Origin of the sequence: Streptomyces sp. 3211.6 (genome assembly GCF_003634815.1) — a bacterium.
In the GTDB taxonomy this organism is placed as follows: Bacteria; Actinomycetota; Actinomycetes; order Streptomycetales; family Streptomycetaceae; genus Streptomyces; species Streptomyces katrae_A.
The window spans coordinates 19,159-38,788 of sequence record NZ_RBXC01000003.1; the positions used below are offsets into that span (position 1 = coordinate 19,159).

The 19,630-nt window shown below is 76.3% G+C and carries 3 protein-coding genes and 1 pseudogene; all 4 read right to left on the reverse strand.

All coding sequences use genetic code 11. The features are described 5' to 3' along the window. Positions 1–90 precede the first annotated feature (90 nt). The 4 genes and pseudogenes from BX286_RS35715 to BX286_RS35730 all read right to left on the reverse strand — a co-directional run bounded on the left by BX286_RS35715 (position 91) and on the right by BX286_RS35730 (position 19,586). A complete protein-coding gene (locus BX286_RS35715) occupies positions 91–852 on the reverse strand; it encodes a thioesterase II family protein (RefSeq protein ID WP_079432434.1) in 762 nt (253 codons plus the stop codon). Between the two features lie 70 nt (positions 853–922). Beyond that, positions 923–4,930 (reverse strand): annotated as a pseudogene (locus BX286_RS35720) (type I polyketide synthase); the annotation flags it as partial. Between the two features lie 129 nt (positions 4,931–5,059). Then, positions 5,060–14,590, reverse strand: coding sequence for a type I polyketide synthase (locus BX286_RS35725; RefSeq protein ID WP_398898931.1), 9,531 nt, complete (start codon positions 14,588–14,590; stop codon positions 5,060–5,062). A gap of 43 nt (positions 14,591–14,633) precedes the next feature. Next, positions 14,634–19,586, reverse strand: coding sequence for a type I polyketide synthase (locus tag BX286_RS35730; RefSeq protein ID WP_121017939.1), 4,953 nt, complete (start codon positions 19,584–19,586; stop codon positions 14,634–14,636). Between the last annotated feature and the right edge of the window lie 44 nt (positions 19,587–19,630).

Below are 19,630 nucleotides of genomic sequence, written 5' to 3' on the forward strand. Positions count from 1 at the left end.
TCCCCGAATTCCTCTGAACTCAGCACACCTGCCGGGAGAATTTCCTCGATCATGTCACCCCCATGTGTGATATTTCTGCGCGGGCCGCGCTCACACGGCCGCGGGTGCCCGCAGTCCGTCGGCGATGTCCGCGACGACGGCCCGGCTGTGGTCGTTGAGGAAGAAGTGGCCGCCGCCGTAGACCTTCATCTCGAACGGGCCGGTGGTGTGCAGCGCCCAGTCCGCGACCTCCTCGACGAGCGCCTTCGGGTCGGCGTCGCCGGTAAAGGCGGTGATCGGGCAGCTCAGGTCGGGGCCGGGCTCGTAGCGGTAGGTCTCCGCCGCCTTGTAGTCGGCGCGCAGCGCCGGCAGGGCCATGCGCAGCACCTCCGGGTCGTCCAGGAGGCGGGACTCGGTGCCGCTGAGCCGCTGGATCTCCTGGATCAGCCGCTGGTCGCCCTGGGCGTGGACGTTCTCGTCGCGGTGGCGGGAGGGGGCGCGGCGCCCGGAGGGGAACAGCGCGGCCGGGACGACGCCGGCCCGGTGCTCCAGCAGGCGGGCCACCTCGAAGGCGACGGAGGCGCCCATGCTGTGCCCGAAGAGGGCGAGCGGCCGGTCCGTCCACGGCAGCAGCGCGGTGTAGACGCGCTCGGCCAGCTCCTGGATGTCGTCGACGCACGGCTCGTGGCGGCGGTCCTGGCGGCCCGGGTACTGGACGGCCAGCACCTCCACGTCCGGGGCGAGGGCGGCGGAGACGGGGAAGTAGTAGCTGGCGGAGCCGCCGGCGTGGGGCAGGCAGACCAGGCGGGCGGAGGGGTCCGGCGCCGGGTGGAAGCGCCGCACCCACAGGCCGTTGTCTTCGGTGTTGCTCATGTGATGCTGCTCCTCGGTTCGGTGTGCGCGGTGGGGCGCGGGTGGTGGGCGGAAGGTCGTGGGGTCCCGGTCAGGCGGGTACGGGGACGGGTACGGGGGCCGGGGCGGTCCCGGGGAGTCCGGCGAGCCAGGCGTCGAGGTGTCCGGCGGCGGTCGCGGCGTGCTCGCCGATCATCGTGAAGTGGCTGCCGGGGCTGTCCACGGCGGTGTGCGGGAAGTCCCAGCCGGCCCGCCAGTCGCCGTCCCCGGTCCACTCGCACAGCGGCTCGGCGGCGCGCAGCAGCAGGGTGGGGCAGGCCGTCGGCTCGGGGCGCCAGTCGGCGAACAGCGGGATGTACGCGGCCCAGGCGGTGACGCGGAAGTCGTCCATCGGCGTGTAGGCGGTGGTCCGTTCGGTCATCCCGTCCATCAGCTGCGGGATCCACGCGGCCATCACCTCGCTGTCGGAGGGGTAGACGTCCAGCAGGGCCTGGCCCAGCGGTGCCCGGCCGGCCGCTTCGAGGTGCCGGGCGAGGGAGTTGGCGACCATGGCGCCGCCGGAGTGCCCGGCGAGGACGAAGTCGCGCTCCCCCACGGCCTCCAGGACGGCCTCGGCCTGGGCCCGTACCAGTGCGTCACGGTCGGCGGGCAGCAGCTCGGCGGGGCCGAAGCCGGGGTGCGGCAGGGCGTACACGTCGCGCCTGCCGCGGAAGCGGGCGGCCAGGCGGGCGTACTCCTGCGCCCCCGCCAGCGGGGACATGGTGCAGCAGCACACCAGGGGCGGGCCCTCCGGCCCGGAGGCGAGGCGGACGGCCCCCGTGCTGCGGACGAGGTCGGCCGGGTCGCTGAACGTGGGCCGGAACGAGGCGAGTTCGAGCAGCAGCCGGGTGTACTGGTCGGGCCGTCCGGCTCGGCGCGCGGCCGTGAACAGGTCGCCGAGCAGGCCCTGTGCCGCCGGGGCGGCCGACACCGGTGCACCGGTCCCGGCGGTCTCGGCCGTCCCGTGGCCGCGCGCGGCCAGGAGGCCGGCCAGGTGGCGGGTGAGGGACGGGACACCCGGGTGGTCGAACAGCAGCGTGCCCGACAGTTCCAGGTCCAACAGGCGGGCCAGCCGGTCGCGCAGCTCCAGGGCCGTCAGCGAGTCGAAGCCCAGCTCCAGGAAGTCCCGCTCCCCGTCGAGTTCGCCGTCGTCGGCGTAGCGCAGTACGGCCGCCGCGTGCTCCAGGACGGCCTGGCGCAGCAGCTGCTCGCGCAGCGCGGCGGGGGCGGCGGCGAGCCGGCCGCGCAGCTCCGCGCCGGCGGCTTCCGCCGCGGGCCGGTCGTCCTGCGGCTCGGCGCCGGCAGCGGCGGCGGGCTGGGGGGCCGGGGCGCCGGGGGGCTGCGGCCAGTAGCGCTGGTGCTGGAAGGCGTACGTGGGCAGCTCGGCCCGGCGGCCGCCCCACGGCCGGTACACGGCCGCCCAGTCGACGTCCGTGCCGCGCACGTGCAGTTCGGCGACGGCGGCCAGCAGGCACTCCTGTTCGGGCCGGCCGGGGCGCAGCGCCGCCACGGCGGCCGGGGCGGGGGCTGCGGTGTCCGCGACGGCCGTGAGGGACTCCCGGGCCAGGGCGGTCAGTACGCCGCCGGGTCCCAGTTCGAGGAAGGCGGTCGTGCCGGCGCCGTGCAGCCAGCGCACGCCGTCGTCGAAGCGGACGGTGTGCCGTGCCTGGCGCACCCAGTAGTCGGCCGTGCGCACCTCGTCGGCGTCCACGGGCCGGCCGGTGAGGTCGGAGACGAGCGGGATGCGCGGCGCGCGGAAGCCGATCCGCTCGGCCACCCCCCGGAAGTCCTCGAGCGCGGGGTCGAGGAGCGCCGAGTGGAAGGCGTGCCCGGACGGCAGCCACTTCGCCTTCACCCCGCGGGCCTCGAACGCGGCCACGACCTCCCGCAGGGCGTCGGCAGGCCCGGAGAGCACCGTGGAGGCCGGGCCGTTGACGGCGGCGACGGCGACGGCCCCGCCGTGCGGGTGGCCGGCCAGCAGGGCGGCGGCCTCCTCCTCGCCGGCCCGTACGGCGGCCATGGTGCCGCCGGGCGGCAGCGCGTCCATCAGCCGGCCCCGGGCGGCCACCAGGGTGCAGGCGTCCTCGAGGGTGAGCACCCCGGCGGCGTGGGCGGCGGCGAGCTCTCCGACCGAGTGGCCGAAGACGAAGTCGGGGACGACGCCCCAGTGCTCCAGCAGCCGCAGCAGGGCGGTCTCCACCGCGAACAGCGCCGGCTGGGCCCAGCCGGTGCGCTCCAGCAGCGCGGCCCGCGGCGAGCCCGGTTCCGCGAAGGCGACCTCGCGCAGCGGCAGGTCGAGCAGCGGGTCGAGGTGGGCGCAGACCGCGTCATAGGCCTCGGCGAAGGCGGGGAGGGCGGCGTACAGTTCGCGTCCGGCTGCGGCCCAGCTGCCGCCCTGCCCGGTGAACAGGAAGGCGGTCCGGGCGCCGCGGACGGCCTGCCCGGTGACGAGCTCGGCGGCCGTCGCGCCGTTCTCCAGTGCGGTCAGGCCGCGGACGGCGTCCTCGGCGCCGGCGGCGAGTACGACGGCGCGGCGTTCGAAGTGCGTGCGGGTGGTGGCCAGCGCTCGGCCCACGTCCAGCGGCCGGTCGCCGGGATGGGCGGCCAGGTGGGCGGCGAGCTTGCGGGCCTGGCCGCGCAGGGCGGCGGGGGTGCGGCCGGAGACCGGCCAGGGCAGGACGGCGGGCGCGGCCGCGGGCTCTTCGGCGGCCCCTTCCGCCGGCGCTTCTTCCGCCGGGGCCTGTTCGAGGATGACGTGGGCGTTGGTGCCGCTGACGCCGAAGGCGGACACGGCGGCGCGGCGCGGCTGCCCCGTCTCGGGCCAGGGGCGCGCCTGGGTGAGGAGCTCGACGCCGCCGGAGGACCAGTCGACCATCGGGGACGGCGCGTCCACGTGCAGCGTCCGGGGCAGCACCCCGTGCCGCATGGCCTGGACGGCCTTGATCACGCCGGCCATGCCCGAGGCGGCCTGGGTGTGGCCGATGTTGGACTTCACCGAGCCCAGCCACAGCGGCCGGTCTGCGTCGCGTCCCCGGCCGTAGGCGGCCAGCAGGGCCTGCGCCTCGATGGGGTCGCCGAGGGTGGTGCCGGTGCCGTGCGCCTCCAGCAGGTCGACCTGGTGGGCGGCGAGCCCGGCGTCGGCGAGGGCTTGGCGGATGACGCGGCGCTGGGCCGGTCCGCTGGGCGCGGTCAGGCCGTTGCTGGCGCCGTCCTGGTTGACGGCCGAGCCGCGCAGCACGGCGAGGACCGGGTGGCCGTTGCGCCGCGCGTCGGACAGCCGCTCGAGGACGAGGACGCCCGCGCCCTCGCCCCAGCCGGTGCCGTCCGCGGCGGCCGCGAAGGACTTGCAGCGGCCGTCTCCGGCCAGGCCGCGCTGGCGGGCGAACTCGGCGAACGCGCCGGGCGTCACCATCACGGTCACGCCCGCGGCCAGCGCCAGTGTGCACTCGTCGGCGCGCAGGGCCCGCGCCGCCAGGTGCAGGGCGACCAGGGAGGAGGAGCAGGCGGTGTCGACGGTGACGGCGGGCCCCTCCAGGCCGAGGGCGTACGCCACCCGGCCCGAGATCACGCTGCCCGAGGAACCCGTGAGCAGGTAGCCCTCGGTGCCCTCCTCGCTGCCGAGCAGGCCGGCCGCGTAGCCGGAGGAGGAGGCGCCCGCGAAGACGCCGGTGGCGCTGCCGCGCAGCGAGGCCGGGTCGATGCCAGCCCGCTCGACGGCCTCCCAGGCGGTTTCCAGCAGCAGCCGCTGCTGGGGGTCCATGGCGAGGGCCTCACGGGGGGAGATCCCGAAGAAGGCGGGGTCGAAGCCGGTGGCCGTGTGGACGAATCCGCCGACCGGCGCGTAGCCGTCGGCGGCGGCGCCGTCGGTGCCTCCGTCGGTGTCCGCCTGGGCGCGGGCTCCGGCGGTGAAGCCGGCCGCCTCCCAGCCGCGGTCGTCCGGGAAGCCGCCGAGGGCGTCGACGCCCTCGGCGACCAGCCGGTACAGCTCGTCCGGGGTGTCGGCGCCGCCCGGGAAGCGGCAGCCCATGCCGACGATCGCAATGGGCTCGGCGGCCCGCGCGGCCCCGGCGGCCAGCCGCCCGTTCTCCGTGCGCAGCCGTTGGTTGTCCAGCAGCGTCGTCCGCAGCGCGGCGACGACCTCGTCGGTGTTCGTCTCGCTCACCGGTATCCCTCTCCCCCTAGCTCCAGCTCATTCGGATTGCTCGTCGCCCAGCGCCATGCGGACCAGGTCCCGTACGTCCATCGCCCTGATCTCGTCGCTGCGGTCGGCCGCCGGCGCCGCCTCGGCGGACGCGTCGGCCGCCGGGCCTTCGGGCCGCTGCGCGCCGGCCGGACCGGCCTCGTCGGCCAGCCGCCGCAGCGCCTCCAGCAGCCCCGCCTCGCGGAACCGCTCGATCGGCACGGTGGCCAGGGCGTCGCGCAGGGCCTCCTCGTCGCCGGTGCGGCCGGCGGCGGCGCCGTCCGGGCCGGCGGCGGCCCCGGGCAGCAGTTCGGCGCGCAGCAGGTCGCGCAGGGCGGTCGGCGCGGGATGGTCGAAGACCACGGTGGCCGGCAGCCGCAGGCCCGTCGCCACGTTGAGCCGCTTGCGCAGCTCCAGCGCGGTGACCGAGTCGAAGCCCAACTCCCGGAAGGCCCGCTGCGGGTCGACGGCGGCGCCGGACGCGTGGCCCAGCACGGCCGCGGCCGCGTCGCACACCAGGTCCAGCAGCATCCGGTCCCGTTCGGACTCGGCCGCGGCGAGCAGCCGGGCGCGCAGCCCGGCCTGCGTGTCGCCGTCCGCGGCCTCCTGCGGTTCATCGGCCGGCTCCAGCGCGTCGCGCACCTCCGGCAGGTCCTCCAGGAGCGGACTGCGGCGGGCGATGGTGAACGCGGGGGCGAACCGCGCCCAGTCGACGTCGGCCACGGTCAGGGCGGGCGTACCGCCGCCCACGGCGAGCGCCAGCGCGGACACCGCCCGGTGCGGTGCCATGGCGCGCACGCCGCGCCGCAGCAGTTCCCGTTCGGCGTCGCCCTCGGCCATGCCGCCGCCCGCCCAGCTGCCCCAGGCCACCGAGGTGGCGGCGAGGCCGAGGCCCGCGCGGTGCTCGGCGAGGCCGTCGAGGTAGGCGTTGGCGGCGGCGTAGGCGCCCTGCCCGGCGCCGCCCCAGACGGCGGCGCCGGAGGAGAACAGCACGAAGGCGTCCAGGTCCAGGTGGGCGGTGAGCTCGTGCAGGTGGCGGGCGCCGGCCGCCTTGGCCGCGTACACGGCGGCGAACTCCTCGTGGGTGACGGAGTCCAGGGCGCCCTGCGCGGTGATCCCCGCGGCGTGCACCACGGAGCGGACGGGCGCGCCGTCGGCGGCCAGCTGCTCCAGGAGCGCGGCCAGCCGGCCGCGGTCCGCGGCGTCGCACGCGGCGAGCGTCACCCGGGCGCCCGACTCCTCGAGCTCGCGGGCGAGTTCCCGTGCGCCGGGGGCCTCGGGGCCGCGCCGTCCGGCCAGCACCAGGTGCTCGGCGCCGTTCGCGGCGAGCCAGCGGGCCACGTGGCCCCCCAGCGCCCCGGTGCCGCCCGTGACCAGCACGGTCCCCTGCGGCCGCCACGGCCGGGCGGGGCGGCCCGCGCCGCCCGGGGCCCGGGTCAGCCGGCGGGCGTAGGCGGCGCTGTCGCGCAGGGCGATCTGGTCCTCGCCGTGGTCCGTGCCCAGCAGCGCGAACAGGCGGCGCAGCGAGCGCTCGTCGGTCTCCTGCGGCAGGTCCAGCAGGCCGCCGGGGCGGCCGGGCCGCTCCAGGGCGGCGACGCGGCCCAGGCCCCAGACGGCGGTCTGCGCGGGGCTCGTGACGGATTCCGAACGGCCCACGGCGACCGCTCCCCGGGTGGCGCACCACAGGGGGATGTCCGCGGTGTCGGCCCCGCCGGCCAGCGCCTGGAGCAGGGTCAGGGTCGAGGCCAGCTCCGCCGGCACCCCGGCGCGGGCCTCGTGCGGCCGCTCGGCGAGGGCCAGCAGGGACAGCACGCCGGCGGGCCGCTCGGCGCGGATCCGCTCGGCGAGCTCCGCCGGGTCGGCCCCGGCGTCCGCCACGGTGATCCGGGTGAAGCCGGCGTACCCGTCGGCGAGCCGGGCGGCGATCCGCTCGACCTCGGCCCTGGCCGTGGCGTCCTCGGCCTCGGGCGTCACCAGCAGCCAGGTGCCGGTGAGACCGGCGGTGGGGGCCGGTTCGGCGAGGGGCTTCCAGGTGACCTTGTAGCGCCAGGAGTCCACGGCGGCCTGTTCACGGCGTTCGCGGCGCCACTGCGACAGGGCGGGGAGTACGTCGCTCCACGGCTGCTCGCCGGAAATGTCCAGCGTCTCGGTCAGCGCGTCCAGGTCCTCGCGTTCGACGGCCTCCCAGAAGGCCGCGTCCACCGGATCGGCCTGGACCGCCGCCGGGGCGGCCGCCCTGGGCTGCGGCCAGAAGCGCCGGTGCTGGAAGGCGTAGGTCGGCAGGTCGGTGCGCTGGGCGCCGGTGCCGTCGAAGGCCCTGGCCCAGTCGACGTCGGCGCCGTTCACCCACGCCTCGGCGAGCGAGGTGAACACCCGGCGCAGACCGCCTTCGTCACGGCGCAGCGAGCCGAGCGCGGTCGCGTCCATCTCGGCGAGGCCGACGGCGAGGACCGGGTGCGGGCTCGACTCGATGAAGAGCCGGTGCCCGTCGGCCTGGGCCGCCTTGACGGCCTGCTCGAACAGGACCGTGTTGCGCAGGTTGCGGTACCAGTAGCCGCCGTCCAGCTCCGTGCCGTCCAGCAGCTCGCCCGTCAGGGTGGAGTACATGGGGATCGCCGCCTGGCGGGGGTTCAGGCCGCTGAGCAGGTCGGCCAGTTCGGCTTCCAGCTTCTCCACGTGGGAGCAGTGGGAGGCGTACTCCACCGCCACCCGGCGGGCCCGGACCCCCTCGGCCTCCAGGAGGGTGACCAGCTCGGCGCAGGCGTCCGCGTCACCGGAAACCACCGTCGAAGACGGACCGTTCACGGCCGCCACGGCCAGCCGGTCGCCGAACGAGGACGCGATCCGCTCCGCCGCGTCGGCGGCCGGGAGACTCACGGACACCATGCCGCCCAGACCCGCGATGGCATCGATCGCCTGGCTGCGCAGCGCCACCACCTTCGCCGCGTCCTCCAGCGAGAGCGCGCCCGCCACGCAGGCCGCGGCGATCTCGCCCTGGGAGTGACCGATCACGGCCGCAGGCTCGACGCCGTAGGACTTCCAGACCTCGGCCAGCGCCACCATCACCGCGAACAGCACCGGCTGGACCACGTCCACCCGCTCCAGCGGGTCGTCCGAACGCAGGACCTCGGTCAGGGACCAGTCCACATACGGCGCCAGAGCCGCCTCGCACTCCGCGATCCGCGCCGCGAACACCGGCGAGGAATCGAGGAGTTCGACGGCCATGCCGACCCACTGCGAACCCTGACCCGGGAAGACGAACACGGCGTCCGAGGCCGTCGCCCGGCCGCGGACCACGTCGGCGGTGTCGCGGCCGCCGGCCAGGGCGTTCAGGGCGTCGGTGAAGCCCGGCCCGAGGACGACCGCGCGGTGTTCCATCACGGCGCGGGTCGTCACCAGCGAGAGGCCCACGTCGACGGACTCCGTCTCCGGGTGCAGCTCGGCGTACGCGGCGAGCCGGTCGGCCTGGCCCCGTACGGCCGCCTCGGAGCGGCCCGAGAGCGGCCACGGCACGACGGCCGGGGTGTCGCGTTCCGGGGCGGGGGCGGCGGGTTCGTCCAGCGGGGACTGCTCCAGGATGACGTGGGCGTTGGTGCCGCTGACGCCGAACGAGGAGACGCCGGCCCGGCGCGGGCGGTCGGCGGCCGTCGTCCAGGTGCGGTCCTCGGTGAGCAGGCCGACGGCGCCGGAGGACCAGTCGACGTGCGGGGACGGCTCGTCCACGTGGAGGGTCTTGGGCAGCACGCCGTGGCGCATCGCCTGGACCATCTTGATGACGCCCGCGACGCCGGCGGCGGCCTGCGTGTGGCCGATGTTGGACTTCACGGAGCCCAGCCACAGCGGCTCGGCGCCGTCGCGGCCCTGGCCGTAGGTGGCGAGGAGGGCCTGGGCCTCGATGGGGTCGCCGAGCGAGGTGCCGGTGCCGTGCGCCTCCACGGCGTCCACGTCGGCGGCGGTGAGGCGGGCGTTGGCCAGGGCGGCGCGGATGACGCGCTGCTGGGCGGGCCCGTTGGGGGCGGTCAGGCCGTTGCTGGCCCCGTCCTGGTTGACGGCCGAGCCGCGGACCACCGCGAGGACGTGGTGGCCGTTGGCGCGGGCGTCGGAGAGCCGCTCCAGGAGGAGCATGCCGACGCCCTCGCCCCAGCCGGTGCCGTCCGCCGCGGCGGCGAAGGCCTTGCAGCGGCCGTCGGCGGCGAGGCCGCGCTGGCGGGAGAACTCCACGAAGGCGCCCGGGGTCGACATCACGGTGACGCCGCCGGCCAGGGCGAGGGAGCATTCCCCGCTGCGCAGCGCCTGGGCCGCCAGGTGCAGGGCGACCAGCGACGAGGAGCAGGCGGTGTCGACGGTCATGGCCGGGCCTTCGAGGCCGAGCGCGTAGGAGACGCGGCCGGAGAGCACGCTGGCGCCGTTTCCGGTGGCCATGTAGCCCTCGACGCCGGCCTGGGCGGCCAGCAGGAGGCCCGCGTAGTCCTGTCCGTTGGTGCCGGCGAAGACGCCGGTGGCGGTTCCCCGCAGGGAGGCCGGGTCGATGCCGGCGCGTTCCAGGACCTCCCAGGAGGCTTCGAGGAGGAGGCGCTGCTGGGGGTCCATGGCGAGGGCCTCGCGCGGGGAGATCCCGAAGAACTCGGCGTCGAAGTCGCCGGCCTCGTGCAGGAAGCCGCCGGAGCGGACGTAGGAGGTGCCGGAGTTGTCGGGGTCGGCGTCGTAGAGCCGGTCGGTGTCCCAGCCGCGGTGGTCGGGCAGTGCGGTGACGGCGTCCTGGCCGGCGGCCAGGAGCTGCCACAGCCGCTCGGGGGTGTCGGCGCCGCCGGGGAAGCGGCAGCTCATGCCGACGATGGCGATGGGCTCGTCGGCGTCCGCGGCGCCGGCGGCGCGCCCTGCGGCGGGCTCGCCGGCCTCGGCGGTACCGAACAGCTCCTCCTCCAGGTGGCGGGCGAGGAGGGCCGGGACGGGGTAGTCGAAGACGAGCGTGGCGGACAGGGCCAGGCCCGTGGCGGCGCCGAGCAGGTTGCGCAGCTCCATGGCGGTGAGCGAGTCGAAGCCGAGCTCGCGGAAGGCCTTGCCGGGAGGGACGGCGTCGGCGGAGGCGTGGCCGAGGACGGCGGCGGCCCGGGTGCGGACGAGGTCCAGCAGGAGGCGGCCGCGTTCGGCGGCGGAGCCGCGGGCGAGGCGTTCGCGCAGGGGGTCGCCGGGGGCGGGCCGGTCCTCGGCGCCGGCGGGGGCGGCGTCGAGGAGGCGGCGTACGGCGGGGACGTCCTGGAGCAGCGGTGCGCGGCGGACGGCGAGGAAGCCGGGGGCGAAGCGCTCCCAGTCGATCTCGGCGACGGCCGTGAGGGGGGTGCCGCGGTGCACGGCGCGGGCGAGCGCGTCGAGGGCGGCGTCCGCGCCGAGGGCCGGCATGCCGGAGCGGCGCATGCGCTCTTCGACGACGGCGGAGTCGGTGGCCATGCCCGCGCCGGCCCAGGGGCCCCAGGCCAGGGAGGTGGCGGGCAGGCCGAGGGAGTGGCGGTGGGCGGCGAGGGCGTCGAGGAAGGCGTTGCCGGCGGCGTAGTTGGCCTGTCCGGCGTTGCCGAGGAGGCCGGCCAGGGAGGAGTAGAGGACGAACGCGTCGAGGTCGAGGTGGCGGGTGAGCTCGTGCAGGTGTGCGGCGGCGTCGGCCTTGGGGCGCAGCACGGTGTCGATGCGGGTGTCGGTGAGCTGGTCGAGTACGCCGTCGTCGAGGACGCCGGCGGTGTGGACTACGGCGGTGGGCGGTTCGTCGAGGCCGTCCAGCAGTGCGGCCAGGGCGTCGCGGTCGGCGGCGTCGCAGGCGGCGAGGGTGACGCGGGCGCCGAGGGCGCCCAGTTCGGCGGCGAGTTCGGGGGCGCCGGGGGCGTCGGGGCCGGAGCGGCTGGTGAGGACGAGGTGGGCGGCGCCGTGGGCGGCGAGCCAGCGGGCGGTGTGGGCACCGAGCGCGCCGGTGCCGCCGGTGACGAGGACGGTGCCGCGCGGGGTCCAGCCCGCCGCGTCCCGCGCGGGGGCGGGGACGTGGGCGAGCCGGCGGGCGAAGGCGCCGGCGGGGCGGACCGCGACCTCGTCCTCGGCGCCGCCGGTCAAGACGGCCAGGAGCAGGTCGCCGCCCCGGGTGTCGAGGGTGGCGGGCAGGTCGACGAGGGCGCCCCAGCGCTGGGGGTGTTCACGGCCGGCGGTCTTGCCGTAACCCCACAGCAGGGCCTGGGCGGGGGCGTCGAGCGGGTCGGCGGGACCGGTGGAGACGGCGCCCCGGGTGGCGCACCACAGGGGGGCGCGGACGTCGGCGTCGCCGAGGGCGAGGAACAGGTCGTGGGTGCGGTGGAGCAGGGTCCGTCCGGCCGCGATCCCGAGGGGGTCGCCGGCGGCGGCCCCGGTGGCGGTGGTGGCGGTCGCGGCGTCGAGGGCCAGCAGGGACAGGACGCCGTCGGGCGGGGTCAGCTCGCGCAGCCGGGCGGCAAGCGCGGCGCGGTCGTCGGCGCCGGGGGTGAAGGGCAGGACGTGCACGCCGCGTCCGGCCAGCGCGTCGAGGACCTCGCGGGCGGCGTCCGAGGCCTGTTCGGGGAGCACGACGAGCCAGGTGCCGGGGGCTCCGGCGGGGCGGGCGGGGGTCAGCGGCCGCCAGGTCACGTCGTAGCGCAGCGGGTCGGTGGCCGGGGCCGTCGCGGCGGCCTGGGCGGGGGCGGCGGTGAAGGTGCGCGGGGTGGGCCAGTAGCGCTGGTGCCGGAAGGCGTAGGTGGGCAGGTCGACGACGCGGCCGGCGGCGAGGACCGGGCGCCAGTCGGGGCCCGCGCCGCGGACGTGCAGCCGGGCGAGGGCGTCCAGCAGGGCCTGCGGCTCGGGCCGGTCGGAGCGCAGCAGCGGCACGGCTTCGGCGGCCGTCGCGGCGTCGCCGCCGGCGGTGGCGGTGCTGGTGCCGGTCGCGGTGTCGGTGCCGGCGGCGGTCTCGGTCTCGGTCTCGGCGAGGCATTCGCGGGTGAGCGCGGTCAGGACGCCGCCGGGGCCGAGTTCGACGAAGGTGCGTACGCCGCTGTCGTGGAGCCGGCGCACGGTGTCGGCGAAGCGGACGGCCTCGCGGACGTGGCCCACCCAGTGGTCGGGGGTGCACAGCTCGGCGGCCGGTACGGGCCGGCCCGTGCGGCCGGAGACGACGGGCACGGCCGGGGGCGCGTACGTGAGCTCCCCCGCGACCTGCCGGAACTCCTCCAGCATGGGGTCCATCAGCGGGGAGTGGAAGGCGTGGCTGACGGTCAGCCGCTTCGTCTTCACACCCCGTGCGGCGAGGGCGCCGGCGATCTCGGCGACGGCGTCGGCGGCGCCCGAGACCACCACGGAGCGGGGGCCGTTGACGGCGGCGACGCCCACGTCCGGGCGGCCCGCGAGAAGGGCCTCGACCTCGGCCTCGGGTGCGCGCACGGAGACCATGGCGCCGCCTTCGGGCAGCGCGGCCATGAGCCGGCCGCGGGCGGCGACGAGGCGTGCGGCGTCGGGCAGGGACAGCACCCCGGCGACGTGGGCGGCGGTGATCTCGCCGACGGAGTGGCCGGCGAGGTAGTCGGCGCGCAGGCCCCAGGCGGTGACGAGGCGGTGGAGGGCCGTCTCGAGGGCGAAGAGCGCGGCCTGGGTGAAGTCGGTGCGGTGCAGCAGCTCCGCCTCGGCGGTGCCCTCGTCGGCGAAGAGCACTTCGCGCAGCGGGCGTTCCAGGTGGGGGTCGAGGTGGGCGGCGGCCTCGTCGAAGGCGGCGGCGAACGGCGGGGACACGGCGTACAGCTCGCGGCCGGCGCCGAGGCGCTGCGAGCCCTGGCCGCTGAAGAGGAAGGCGGTCTTGCCGTCGGCGACGGTGCCGCGCACCAGGCCGGGGGCGTCGTCGCCGGCGGCGAGGGCGTCCAGGGCGGTGAGGAGGGCGTCGCGGCCGGGGGCGGTCAGGACGGCCCGGTCCTCGAAGGAGGTGCGGCCGGCGGCCAGGGTGTGCGCGATGTCCGCGGTGTCCTGGCCGGGGTGGGCGGCGAGGTGGGCGCGCAGGGCGGCGGCCTGGGCACGCAGGGCGGCGTCGCCGCGCCCGGACAGCAGCCAGGGCGTCGCGAAGCCGGTTGCGCCGGTGGCGGGTTCGGGGGCCTCTTCGGCGGGGGCCTCTTCGAGGATGGTGTGGGCGTTGGTGCCGCTGACGCCGAAGGAGGAGACGCCGGCCCGGCGCGGGCGGTCGGTGCGGGGCCAGGGGCGGGCCTCGGTGAGGAGGGCGACGTCTCCGGCGGTCCAGTCGACGTGCGGGGTGGGGGCCTGGACGTGGAGGGTGCGCGGCAGGGATTCGTGCCGCATCGCCATGACCATCTTGATGACGCCGGCGATGCCGGCGGCGGCCTGGGTGTGGCCGATGTTGGACTTGAGGGAGCCCAGCCACAGCGGGTCGGTGCCCTCGCGGCCCTGTCCGTAGGTGGCGAGGAGGGCCTGGGCCTCGATGGGGTCGCCGAGGGTGGTGCCGGTGCCGTGCGCCTCGACGGCGTCGACCTGGTCGGGGGTGAGGCGGGCGTCGGCGAGGGCCTGGTGGATGACGCGCTGCTGGGCGGGCCCGTTGGGGGCGGTGAGGCCGTTGGAGGCGCCGTCCTGGTTGACGGCGGAGCCGCGGACCACGGCGAGGACGCGGTGGCCGTTGCGCCGGGCGTCGGAGAGGCGCTCCACGAGGAGCACGCCGACGCCCTCGGCGAAACCGGTGCCGTCGGCGTCGGCGGAGAAGGCCTTGCAGCGGCCGGACGTCGACAGTCCGCGCTGGCGGCTGAAGCCGATGAACATGCCGGGGGTGGCCATGACGGTGACGCCTGCGGCCAGCGCGAGGGAGCACTCGCGCCGGCGCAGCGACTGGCAGGCGAGGTGGAGGGCGACGAGGGAGGAGGAGCAGGCGGTGTCGACGGTGAGGGAGGGGCCTTCGAGGCCGAGGGCGTAGGAGACGCGGCCGGAGACGACGGCGGCGGCGCTGCCGGTGGCCAGGTATCCCTCCAGTCCGTCGGCGACCTCCTCCGACCCCATCAGCAGGGCCGGGTAGTCCTGGCCGTTGGTTCCGGCGAAGACGCCGGTGCGGCTGCCGCGCAGCGACGCCGGGTCGATGCCGGCCCGTTCGAAGACCTCCCAGGAGGTCTCCAGCAGCAGCCGCTGCTGGGGGTCCATGGCGAGGGCCTCGCGGGGCGAGATCCCGAAGAACGCCGGGTCGAAGTGGCCCGCGTCGTGGACGAACCCGCCGTCGCGGGCGTAGGAGGTGCCCCGGTGGTCGGGGTCGGCGTCGAACAGCGTCTCCAGGTTCCAGCCGCGGTCGGCGGGGAAGGGGGTGAGCGCGTCGACGCCGCCCTCGACCAGGTCCCACAGTTGTTCGGGGGACCCGACGCCGCCGGGGAAGCGGCAGCTCATGCCGACGATGGCGAGCGGCTCCGTGTCGCGTGCCTCCGCTTCGCGGAGCCGCTCGTGCGCCGTTTCCAGGTCCGCGGAGACCCGCTTGAGGAAGTAGCGCAGTTTCTCTTCGTTCGCCATCTCGGGCGCCATCAGGGGTACTCCATCGTCGGCTGGTGGACAGGACGGGGGCGGTGGGTCAGGAGATCCCGAACTTCTTGCCCAGCAGGTCGAACATCTCGTCGTCGGACGCGGTCTCCATGACCTGTGCGGCGGTGGCCTTGACGGCGGGTTCGCCGCCGCCCTGCCAGCCGGCGACGAGGTTCTGCATCCGCACGAGGAAGCGGGTGCGGTGCGGGTCCTCGGGGTCGAGGCGCGACAGTGCCGACTCGATGCGGTCCCACTCGGCCAGCGCGGCCAGGTCGTCGTCGGCGCTCTCCTGCGGCGCGACGAGGGTGAGCAGCTGCTCGGCGAGCCGGGCGGCGGTGGGGTGGTCGAAGGCCAGCGAGACGGGCAGGTGCAGGCCGGTGGTGGCGGCGAGCCGGTTGCGGAGCTCGACGGCGGTGACCGAGTCGAAGCCCATGTCGCGGAAGGCCCGCTTGACGTCGACGGCCTCCGGTCCGGGGTAGCCGAGGACGGCGGCGACGTGTGCGCGCACCAGGTCCAGCAGGGCGTCCTGGCGTTCGGTCGCGGTCAGGCCGGCCAGCCGTTCGGCCAGGTCGGGGCCCTGGGCGGTGCCGGCGTCGCGGGCGCTGTCGGCGAGGGCCCGTACCTCGGGCACCTCCGACAGCAGCGGGCTGGGCCGGGTCGCGGTGAACGCGACGTGGAAGCGCTCCCAGACGATGTCGGCGACGACGGTGGACGCCTCGCCGCGGTCGACGGCGGCCTGCATGGCGGCGGTGGCCAGTTCGGGCTCCATCTCGCGCAGCCCGTGCCGGTTCAGGATCTCGCCGAACGCGCCGTCGGCCATGCCGCCGCCGCCCCAGGCGCCCCAGGCCACGGAGGTGGCGGGCAGGCCCCTGTCGCGGCGGGCCTGGGCGAGGGCGTCGAGGAAGGCGTTGGCGGGGGCGTAGTTGCCCTGGCCGGGGGTGCCGACGGTGCCGCCGAAGGAGGAGAACAGGACGAACGCGTCGAGGTCCAGGCCGGCGGTGAGCTCGTGCAGGTTGACGGCGGTGGTGGCCTTGGCGCGCAGGGCCCGCTCCAGCCGCTCGGTGCCGAGCGCGTCGATCACCCCGTCGTCGAGGACGGCGGCGGTGTGCACGACGGCGGTCGGCGGCTCGTCGAGCCCGGCGAGCAGCGCGGCGAGCTGGTCGCGGTCGGAGGCGTCGCAGGCGGCGACGCTGACCTTGACGCCGGTGGCGCGCAGTTCTTCGGCGAGTTCGCCGGCGCCGGGGGCCCCGGGCCCGCGGCGGCTGACGAGGAGCAGGTGTTCGGCGCCGTTCCCGGCGAGCCAGCGGGCGACCTGTCCGCCGAGGGCGCCGGTGCCGCCGGTGACCAGGACGGTGCCGCGCGGCGTCCAGGAGCGGGCGCCGGCCTCGGCGCGGCGCGGGGCGCGCACCAGGCGGCGTACGAACGCCCCGGAGGGGCGCAGGGCTATCTGGTCCTCGTCGCCGGCGGCGGCGAGGACGCCGGCGAGCCGGGCCCGGACGCGCTCGTCGCAGGAAGCGGGCAGGTCGATCAGGCCGCCCCAGCGCTCGGTGTGCTCCAGGGCGGCGACCCGGCCCAGGCCCCACACGAGGGCGTGTTCGGGGGTGTCCAGCGTGTCGGTGCGGCCGACGGAGACCGCGCCGCGGGTGGCGCACCACAGGGGTGCGGTGATGTCGGCGGCGCCGAGGGCGCGCAGCAGCGCGACGGTGCCGGCGAAGCCGGTGGGGACGGAGGTGTGGCCGGGGTGCGGGGTGGTGTCGAGGGCCAGCAGGGACAGGACGCCGCCGACGGCGGGGACGGCGGCGGCCGCGTCGCGCAGCCGGTCGGCGAGGGCGCCGTCGGCGAGGTCGGCGGCACCGACGGTGACGCGGACGACGTCGGCGCCGTGTTCGGCGAGGGCGGTGGCGCAGGCCTCGGCCTCGGGGTGCCCGGCGCCTTCGGGGACGGCCAGCAGCCAGGTGCCCGACAGGGCGGGGACGCCGGTGTCGGTGAGCGGCTTCCAGGTGACCCGGTAGTTCCAGGAGTCCATGGTGGAGCGGGTGTGGTGCTGGCGGCGGTAGTTCGACAGCAGCGGCAGCAGTCCGGCCAGCTGGGCCTGCTGGCTGTCGTCGTCGGCGGCGAGGGTGCCGACGAGGGCCTGGAGGTCCTCGCGTTCGACGGCCTCCCAGAAGGCGGCGTCGACGGCGGCGTCCGAGGCGGAGGCGGCGGGCAGCCGTGCGGCGATCCCGTCGCCGCCGTTGACGACGTCCTCGATCCAGTAGCGGCGGCGCTGGAAGGCGTAGGTGGGCAGGTCGACGCGGCGGGCGCCGGTGCCGGCGAAGACCTCTTCCCAGGCGACGTCCAGGCCATGGGCGTGGGCCTCCGCGAGGGAGGTCACGAAGCGCGGCAGGCCGCCCTCGTCGTGGCGCAGGGTGCCGACGGCGACGGCCTCGCTGCCGCGGGCCTCGAAGGTCTCGGTCATGCCGACGAGGAGCACCGGGTGGGGGCTGACCTCGACGAAGACACGGTGTCCCGCGATGAGGGCGGTGTTGACGGCCGGCTCGAAGAGGACGGTGTTGCGCAGGTTGCGGTACCAGTAGGCGCCGTCCATGCCGGTGGTGTCGAGGAGTTCGCCGGTCACCGAGGAGTAGACGGGCAGGCGGGCGGGCCCCGGGGTGAGCCCGTCGAGCAGGGTGGCCAGCTCGGCCTCGATGTTCTCGACGTACGCGGAGTGGGAGGCGTAGTCGACGGCCACGCGGCGGGCGCGGACGCCTTCCTGGCGCAGGGCCAGGGCGAACTCGTCGCAGGCGTCGGCCTCGCCGGAGACCACGGTGAGGGTGGGGCCGTTGACCACGGCGACGGACAGGCGGCCGTCCCAGGCGGCGATACGGGCGGTGGCGTCCTCGGCGGACAGGGCCACGGCGACCATGCCGCCGAGCCCGGAGAGGGCGTTGATGGCCCGGCTGCGCAGGGCGACGACCTTGGCGGCGTCCTCCAGGGACAGGGCGCCGGCCACGCAGGCGGCGGCGATCTCGCCCTGGGAGTGGCCGATGACGGCGCTGGGGGCGACGCCCGCGGACTCCCAGACGGCGGTGAGCGCGACCATCATCGCGAACAGCACGGGCTGGACGACGTCGACCCGCTCCAGGGGCTCGCCGGAGCGGAGCACCTCGGTCAGGGACCAGTCGACGTACGGTTCGAGGGCCTTCTCGCAGTCGGCGATCCGCTCGGCGAACACCGGGGAGGAGTCGAGGAGTTCGACGGCCATGCCGACCCACTGGGCACCTTGGCCGGGGTAGACGAAGACGGGTCCGGCGCCGGACCTGGCGGCGGCAGCGCGGACGACGTCCCCGGTGGTCTCGCCGCGGGCCAGGGCGCTCAGCCCGGCGATCATGGCGTCGCGGTCGGGGCCGACGACGACGGCACGGTGCTCGAAGGCGGCGCGGGTGGTGGCCAGCGAGTAGGCGATGTCGCCGGAGTCGACCTCGGGGTGGGCGGCGGCGAAGGAGCGCAGCCGTTCGGCCTGGCCGCGCAGCGCCTGTTCGGTGCGGCCGGTGACGACCCACGGCATGACGGGGCCGGCGGCGAGGCCGGAGCCTTCGCCGGCGGTGGCGACGCTGTCGTCCTCGTACTGTTCGGCGTGTTCGAGGATGACGTGGGAGTTGGTGCCGCTGACGCCGAAGGAGGAGACGCCGGCGCGGCGCGGGTGGTCGAGCTCGGGCCAGTCGCGGCCCTCGGTGAGCAGGGCGACCGCTCCGGCGTTCCAGTCGACGAGCGGGTTGGGTTCGCGGACGTGCAGGGTGGGCGGCATGACGCCGTGGCGCAGCGACATGACGACCTTGATCAGGCCGGCCATGCCGGCGGCGCACTGGGTGTGGCCGATGTTGGACTTGACGGAGCCGATGTACAGCGGCTGGTCCGCCGGCCGGTCCTGGCCGTAGGTGTTGATCAGGGCCTGGGCCTCGATGGGGTCGCCGAGGGTGGTGCCGGTGCCGTGCGCCTCGACCAGGTCGACCTGCTGGGCGGAGAGGCGGGCGTCGGCGAGGGCCTGCTGGATGACGCGCTGCTGGGCGGGCCCGTTGGGGGCGGTGAGGCCGTTGGAGGCGCCGTCCTGGTTGATGGCGGAGCCGCGCAGCACGGCGAGGACGGGGCGGCCGGCCTTGCGGGCGTCGGAGAGGCGTTCCACGAGCAGCATGCCCAGGCCCTCGCCCCAGCCGGTGCCGTCGGCGTCGGCGGAGAAGGCCTTGCAGCGGCCGTTGGTGGACAGTCCGCGCTGGCGGGAGAACTCGGTGAAGGCGCCGGGGTTGGCCATGATGGTGGCCGCGCCGACCAGGGCCATCGAGCATTCGCCCTTGCGCAGCGCCTGCGCCGCCATGTGCAGGGCGACCAGCGAGGAGGAGCAGGCGGTGTCGATGGTGAGGGCGGGGCCGTTGAAGCCGTAGGTGTAGGCGATGCGGCCGGAGGCGACGCTGGGGGTGTTGCCGATGCCCAGGTAGAGCTCGGTGCCCTCCGGCGGGTGGATGACGGTGCCGCCGTAGCCCTGGAAGGTGGTGCCGACGTAGACGCCGGTCTGGCTGCCGCGCAGGGTCGCCGGGTCGATGCCGGCCCGTTCGAAGACCTCCCAGGACGCCTCCAGCAGCAGGCGCTGCTGGGGGTCCATGGAGAGGGCCTCGCGCGGGGAGATCCCGAAGAACTCGGGGTCGAAGTCGGCGATGTCGTAGATGAACCCGCCTTCGAGGGCGTAGTCGCGGTCGGGGTCCTCGGGGGCCTGGAAGAAGACCCCCTCGAAGTTCCAGCCGCGGTCCTCGGGGAACGGCGACAGGGCGTCGACGCCGCCCGTGACGAGGTCCCACAGGGCTTCCGGCGAGTCGAGTCCGCCGGGGAACCGGCAGGCCATTGCGGTGATCGCGAGCGGCTCCTGGTCCCGGCCCTCCACCGAGCGCAGCCGCCCCCGGGTCTCCTGCAGTTCGGCCGTCACGCGCTTGAGGAAGTGACGGAGCTTGTTGTTGTCGTCTTCGGTGGTCATGGTGTGCCTCACCCCTCCCGGGCGATTGAGTTCGGACGGAGCGC

Bases quoted from the DNA above. Each gene is read 5' to 3' on its own strand.
- BX286_RS35730 (WP_121017939.1), bottom strand. From the start codon at position 19,586: ATGACCACCGAAGACGACAACAACAAGCTCCGTCACTTCCTCAAGCGC.
- BX286_RS35715 (WP_079432434.1), bottom strand. From the start codon at position 852: ATGAGCAACACCGAAGACAACGGCCTGTGGGTGCGGCGCTTCCACCCG.